The following is a 6,631-nucleotide window of genomic DNA, read 5'->3' on the forward strand; positions in this document are numbered from 1 at the left end:
TTTTGTGATGTTACTATTATACCATTTTTGAGAGAATTTGGTCTCGTTCTATTCTATACTTTTCTATTTTACCTTGCTCTAAAATTTTTAAACTGCTATACTTATAACAGAAAACCCTTCCAAGGAGGTAGCGGATGTCTCATTCCTTTAAAAAATCTCTCCAAAAAGAAATTCTCCATAGAAGCTCTATCGCAGCCTTTGTGACCTCACTCTTACTACTCATTTTACTTTTTGGTTTTTCCTATTTTTTACAAAAGCAACAACTCTCCAAAGATACGAGACAGATTGTAAAACAGGTTCAAGAAATGAAAGAAGCAAATAATGAGCTCCTGACTACTATGAACAATAAAATGATTCCTGAATTTTTGGAGGGCAAACACACAGAGAGAGAAGTCTTTAGCTTATTTTACGAGACAAAAGCTAGATTGAAGCTTAGTTCTGACCTCATTATCCTAAGCGATACAGGTGAATTGCTATTCAGTACCAATCGCAATCATCAAGAAAGTATTTTATCACCCTACTATCTAAAACTGCTCATTCAAAATCCTTCTCAAGATAAAGTTACAGAAAAAATTGCACTCTCTTCAGATAAGCAACATTACACACTCTTTATCAAACCACTACTTCAAAACCAACGAGTTAAGGCCTATACTATTGCTTTCGTAAATGAGAATGATTTCATCTCAAGTTTCCCAATGATAAATTCTAAATACATCATTACCGATAGCTTTGGAAATATGTTTTCCAACAATACAAATCAGTTTACTCGTTCCACTCTTGAAAAATTTGATGAAAAACTCCTACACTCTCGCACCCACTGGTATGCGAATGAACCGCTTATTGTCCAAAAAGAAAAAGTCGGTGCTATTTTTTCAATCTATACTTTTCAATCCTTTTTTCCCATTCCTAGCTTACTCGGCCTAGCCTCCGTCCTCACCTTATGTATATTCTTCCTCTACTTCTGGCAAGCAAGGCGAATTGCTCATAAGATTGCCACACACAACGCTGTTCCTATTGAAAGTTTGGTTTACCAACTTCAAGAAATTCCCAAACAAGCAGAAAAAAGGCTTTCTCTACAAACAGGTGATGAGTTTGAATTTATGGCCGAAAAAATCAACAATATGTTGTACGAATTAGATCAACTTCATCAAAAAATGCTAACCATCGAAAAAGAAAAGTGGATTTTTGAAAGAAAAATGCTGGAAGCTCAGTTCAATCCTCATTTTCTCTACAATACACTTGAGACGATTAAAATCACTTCTTTAATGGATGCAGCTCTCACACAAGATCTAATTCAAAATCTCACGCGCATTCTTCGCTACAGTATCACCGATTTAGAAAAGGAAACAACCATTTGTCAGGATTTAAAGATTATAGAGGATTACCTGATGATTCATAAGATTCGTTTTGAGCACTTTTCTTATGATATTGTCTGCCCAGAAACTGTCGATAATCAATCTATTCCTAAACTTTTCTTGCTTCCTCTAGTAGAAAATGCTATAAAATATGGGATGCAATACCGTATTGATCTTCATATTGATATCCAAATTACCTTGGAATCAGATTCTCTAACTTTTTTAGTCAAGAATAATGCTGGAGGACTCACAAAACAAGAGCGACTCGCTATTTTAGACTCTTTAGAAAGCCCTCATACCCAGCATGGCATCGTGAACAGCTACAAACGATTGAGTAATTTCTTTTCTGATGTCCAGCTAGATTTAGGAGTCAATCGCCAAGGAGAAACTTGGGTCAAATTTATAACGAAAGGACTAACTCATGTTTAAGCTCATTATCGTAGAAGACGAACACCTCATTCGAAAATGGCTAGAGATTGCCGTAGACTACTCTGCCTTGGGTATCCAAGTCGTAGGAACTGCCAGTCACGGTCAAGAGGGAATGAAACTCATCCAAGAAAAAGAACCTCATATTGTCTTAACAGACATCACAATGCCAATTATGGATGCTTTTATGATGTTTGAAGCCACTCGTACCCTCTCCTATGAAAAAGTTATCTTATCAGGTTATAACGATTTTCAAAATGCCAAAAAAGCCATGCAATATGGAGCAGTTGATTTCTTATCCAAACCAATTGACACCAAGGAATTGACAGAATGTCTTCAAAACATTGTTTTGCGATTACAAGGTAGCACCTATCAAGAAACTCCTTTTTTAGAAGAATATCAAACTTTACTCACCTCTATCCAACAGATTGATACACAAAACCAAATCATTCAACAAATTATTTCCTTTGTCCACAAGCATTATGCAGAGCATTTTACGATTGCGACTATTGCTGAAGCTTTAAACTATAGCGAAAGCTATCTATATAAAGTGATCAAAGAAGACTTCCCCATGACTCTAAATGAATATATCTTACAATATCGTCTGAAACAAGCTATAGATAAGATGGCTGAATCTCCCAACTCCCCTCTAAGCGACATCTCTGATCAAGTTGGATTTTCAGACTATAAATATTTTGCTAAAGTATTTAAAAAGTATCTCCATATTTCCCCAAAGGAATTGAAATCACTCGGAAGAATAGTAAAATAAGCTATTCTTCTTTTTGTAGAGAATTTTACTCTAATAGAATAGAATTGTCGGTTTTAAAAACGCTTACACTGTTTTAAAATAAACTTAAATAACACAACGGAGGTATCCATCATGAAAAAGAAATGGATGTATTATGCTGCTTGCGGACTAGCTCTTTTTGGTCTTGCTGCTTGTTCTTCTAATGAATCTGCCGATGGCGGTTCATCTGATAAAGGAGACGGCGGTTCGCTAGTCGTTTATTCACCAAACTCAGAGGGCTTAATCGGAGCAACTATTCCTGCCTTTGAAGAAAAATATGGTATCAAAGTAGAACTGATTCAAGCTGGTACTGGAGAACTTTTCAAAAAACTAGAGTCAGAAAAAGAAGCTCCTGTAGCTGATGTCATCTTTGGTGGTTCTTATACACAATATGCTACCCACGGAGAACTCTTTGAAAACTATACTTCAAAAGAAAATGATAATGTTATCAAAGAATATCAAAACACAACTGGTTACTCTACACCTTATACACTAGATGGTAGTGTTTTAATCGTCAATCCTGATTTAACGAAAGGCATGAACATAGAAGGATATAGCGACCTTCTCAAACCTGAACTAAAAGGAAAAATCGCAACTGCTGACCCAGCAAACTCTTCTAGCGCCTTTGCTCAATTAACAAATATGCTACAAGCTCAAGGTGGTTACAAAGACGATAAAGCTTGGTCTTATGTAAAAGATCTCTTCACACTTATTGATGGTAAAATCGGTTCAAGCTCATCTGGTGTCTATAAAGCAGTCGCTGACGGAGAAATGGCTGTTGGTCTCTCTTATGAAGATCCAGCAGTTAAACTCTTAAATGACGGAGCTAACATTAAGGTAGTCTATCCAAAAGAAGGAACAGTCTTCCTACCTGCTAGTGCTGCTATCGTTAAAAAAGCCAAAAATATGGAAAATGCCAAGAAATTTATCGATTTTATTATCTCTCAAGAAGTACAAGATACACTTGGTACAACCACTACTAACCGTCCTGTTCGTAAAAATGCTAAAACGAGCGAAAATATGAAACCAATTGACAAAATCAAAACACTCACTGAAGATTATGATTATGTCATCAAGAATAAATCAGATATCGTTAAAAAATACAACGAAGTCTTTACAGATATCCAATCTAAACAGTAAAAGAGGTTCACTATGAGTGAGATCAAAATTATTAACGCAAAAAAAATCTATCACGATGTCCCTGTTATTGAGAATTTGAACATTACAATTCCAAAAGGAAGTCTCTTTACCCTTCTTGGGCCTTCAGGGTGTGGGAAAACGACCCTTCTTCGTATGATTGCAGGTTTCAACAGTATCGAAGGTGGAGAATTTTACTTCGATGATACAAAAATCAATAATATGGAACCCAGCAAACGCAATATCGGGATGGTTTTCCAAAACTACGCTATTTTCCCACATTTGACTGTCCGAGACAATGTTGCTTTTGGTCTTAAGCAAAAGAAGGTTCCGAAAGAAGAATTAGTCCAACAAACCAATAAGTATCTTGAACTCATGCAAATTGCTCAATATGCGGATCGGAAGCCCGATAAACTCAGTGGTGGACAACAACAACGTGTCGCCTTGGCACGTGCCTTAGCTGTTAATCCAAGTGTTCTCCTCATGGACGAGCCACTTAGTAACCTAGATGCCAAACTTCGCTTGGATATGCGTCAAGCCATTCGAGAAATCCAACACGAAGTGGGAATTACAACTGTTTATGTGACCCACGACCAAGAAGAAGCTATGGCTATTTCAGACCAAATTGCTGTTATGAAAGACGGAGTCATCCAACAAATCGGTCGGCCAAAAGAACTCTATCATAAACCAGCTAATGAGTTTGTAGCAACCTTTATCGGACGCACAAATATTATCCCTGCTACTCTTGAAAAACGGAGCGACGGCGCTTATATCGTCTTTTCAGATGGCTATGCTCTTCGAATGCCAGCTCTTGATCAGGCTGAAGCACAAGATATTCATGTAAGTATTCGTCCTGAAGAATTCATTAAAGATGAATCTGGAGATATTGAAGGAATTATTAGCGATAGCGTCTACCTTGGACTGAATACTGAATACTTCATCGAAACAGGATTTGCCTCAAAAATTCAAGTTAGCGAAGAATCAACTTTTGAAGAAGATCTACAAAAAGGCGATCGTATTCGTCTACGAATCAATACTCAAAAATTAAACGTCTTTTCTGCAGATGGTTCACAAAACCTGATAAAAGGAGTCAACCATGGAACGTAAAAAACTAAATATTTGGACAGCCTCCTCTTTCTTCATCTTTCTTACTTATCTTGTCTTTCTCGTTTATCCTATCGTTACCGTGCTCAAGCAAGCACTCATACATGAAGGACAATTCTCACTAGCTAATTTTGTCACTTTCTTTAGTAAAGCCTACTACTCTGAGACACTCGTCAACAGTTTCAAGGTTTCCATTACCGCTACTGTCACTTCCTTAGTCGTAGGAACCTTATTAGCTTATCTCTTCTCTATGTATGACTTCAAGGGAAAGAAATTTCTACAAATATTGATTATCATTGCTTCTATGTCAGCTCCTTTCGTGGGAGCCTACTCCTGGATTCTCTTGCTAGGACGAAATGGGGTCATTACTAAATTCCTGACAAATACCCTTCATCTTCCAGCTATTGATATTTATGGATTCAAAGGAATTGTACTTGTCTTTACACTGCAACTATTCCCACTGGTATTTCTATACGTTGCTGGGACAATGAAAAGTATTGATAATTCTCTACTTGAAGCTGCTGAAAGCATGGGGTCCTTCGGTTTTAAGCGTATCGTAACGGTTGTTTTACCTCTCCTCGTTCCAACCTTACTAGCTGCTGCCCTGCTTGTATTTATGAGAGCATTCTCAGACTTTGGAACGCCTATGTTGATTGGTGAAGGATATCGGACTTTCCCCGTCTTGATTTATACCCAATTTATTAGCGAGGTTGGAGGAAATTCTGCTTTTGCATCTGCTTTAGCAATTATGGCGATTATCATTGCCTTGGCAATTTTCCTTATCCAAAAACACATTGCAAACCGCTACAGTTTCAGCATGAATTCGCTCCATCCAATTGAGCCTAAAAAAACTACAAAAGGAAAAATGGCTGCTATTTATGCAACAGTCTACGGAATTATCTTTATCTCTGTTTTACCTCAAATCTACTTAATTTATACCTCTTTCCTAAAAACATCAGGTATGGTATTTGTCAAAGGTTATTCTCTAAACAGTTACAAGGTAGCTTTCAATCGTATGGGCTCTGCTATTTTCAATACCATTCGTATCCCTTTGATTGCCTTAGTCCTAGTTGTCCTATTCGCAACATTTATCTCCTACCTAGCCGTTAGAAAACGGAATTTGTTTACAAACTTAATTGACAGCCTCAGTATGGTTCCTTATATTGTACCAGGAACCGTTCTAGGGATTGCCTTCATTTCTTCCTTCAATACTGGTCTATTTGGAAGTGGATTTCTTATGATTACAGGAACTGCTTTCATCTTGATTATGTCCCTATCTGTCAGAAGATTACCGTATACTATTCGCTCATCTGTTGCTAGCTTGCAACAAATAGCCCCAAGTATTGAAGAAGCCGCTGAAAGCTTAGGAAGTAGTCGTCTCAATACCTTTGCTAAGATTACAACTCCAATGATGCTATCTGGTATCATTTCTGGAGCCATCCTATCTTGGGTCACAATGATTTCAGAACTCTCTACTTCTATCCTCCTCTACAATGTCAAAACAAGAACAATGACTGTAGCCATTTATACAGAAGTTCTCAGAGGAAATTACGGTGTAGCCGCAGCCTTGTCAACTATCCTGACTGTTCTAACAGTAGGTTCCTTGCTCTTGTTTATGAAAATCTCTAAAAGCAATAGCATTACACTTTAGTTTTCCCCATCAAAAACAGCCGAAAGGATTACCCTCGGCTGTTTTTTCTTATCTTGATATTCCTATCAAATCCTCAGTTCCTAGCAAGTCTAGACTAATTATACTCAATGAAAATCAAAGAGCAAACTAGGAAACTAGCCGCAGGTTGCTCAAAACACTGCTTTGAGGTTG

At 37.4% G+C, this 6,631-nt stretch carries 5 protein-coding genes; all 5 read left to right on the plus strand.

Annotation, left to right across the window (positions count from 1 at the left end):
* Nucleotides 1–134 precede the first annotated feature (134 nt).
* The 5 genes from HT701_RS00825 to HT701_RS00845 all read left to right on the plus strand — a co-directional run bounded on the left by HT701_RS00825 (nucleotide 135) and on the right by HT701_RS00845 (nucleotide 6,460).
* On the plus strand, nucleotides 135–1,784 hold the full coding sequence (locus HT701_RS00825) for a histidine kinase (protein WP_138705672.1): 1,650 nt from the start codon (nucleotides 135–137) through the stop codon (nucleotides 1,782–1,784).
* On the plus strand, nucleotides 1,777–2,550 hold the full coding sequence (locus HT701_RS00830; RefSeq protein ID WP_023939665.1) for a response regulator: 774 nt from the start codon (nucleotides 1,777–1,779) through the stop codon (nucleotides 2,548–2,550). Before HT701_RS00825 ends, HT701_RS00830 begins: the two co-directional genes overlap by 8 nt.
* 111 nt (nucleotides 2,551–2,661) lie before the next feature.
* Entirely contained in the window at nucleotides 2,662–3,708 is a 1,047-nt protein-coding gene (locus HT701_RS00835; RefSeq protein ID WP_000731166.1) for an ABC transporter substrate-binding protein, read from the plus strand.
* A 12-nt stretch (nucleotides 3,709–3,720) separates the two neighbouring features.
* Nucleotides 3,721–4,812 (plus strand): ABC transporter ATP-binding protein, encoded by a 1,092-nt coding sequence (locus HT701_RS00840; RefSeq protein WP_119919889.1) that lies wholly within the window; start codon nucleotides 3,721–3,723, stop codon nucleotides 4,810–4,812.
* A complete protein-coding gene (locus HT701_RS00845) occupies nucleotides 4,802–6,460 on the plus strand; it encodes an iron ABC transporter permease (protein WP_100104102.1) in 1,659 nt (552 codons plus the stop codon). The genes HT701_RS00840 and HT701_RS00845 overlap by 11 nt, the downstream gene beginning before the upstream one ends.
* The last annotated feature ends 171 nt before the right edge of the window (nucleotides 6,461–6,631 follow it).

Source organism: Streptococcus sp. 10824 (genome assembly GCF_013276595.1).
GTDB lineage: Bacteria > Bacillota > Bacilli > Lactobacillales > Streptococcaceae > Streptococcus > Streptococcus pseudopneumoniae.

What these genes read in the sequence shown, in the direction of transcription:
- HT701_RS00825 (WP_138705672.1), top strand. Translation starts at nt 135, where the DNA reads ATGTCTCATTCCTTTAAAAAATCTCTCCAAAAAGAAATTCTCCATAGA.
- HT701_RS00830 (WP_023939665.1), top strand. Translation starts at nt 1,777, where the DNA reads ATGTTTAAGCTCATTATCGTAGAAGACGAACACCTCATTCGAAAATGG.
- HT701_RS00835 (WP_000731166.1), top strand. Translation starts at nt 2,662, where the DNA reads ATGAAAAAGAAATGGATGTATTATGCTGCTTGCGGACTAGCTCTTTTT.
- HT701_RS00840 (WP_119919889.1), top strand. Translation starts at nt 3,721, where the DNA reads ATGAGTGAGATCAAAATTATTAACGCAAAAAAAATCTATCACGATGTC.
- HT701_RS00845 (WP_100104102.1), top strand. Translation starts at nt 4,802, where the DNA reads ATGGAACGTAAAAAACTAAATATTTGGACAGCCTCCTCTTTCTTCATC.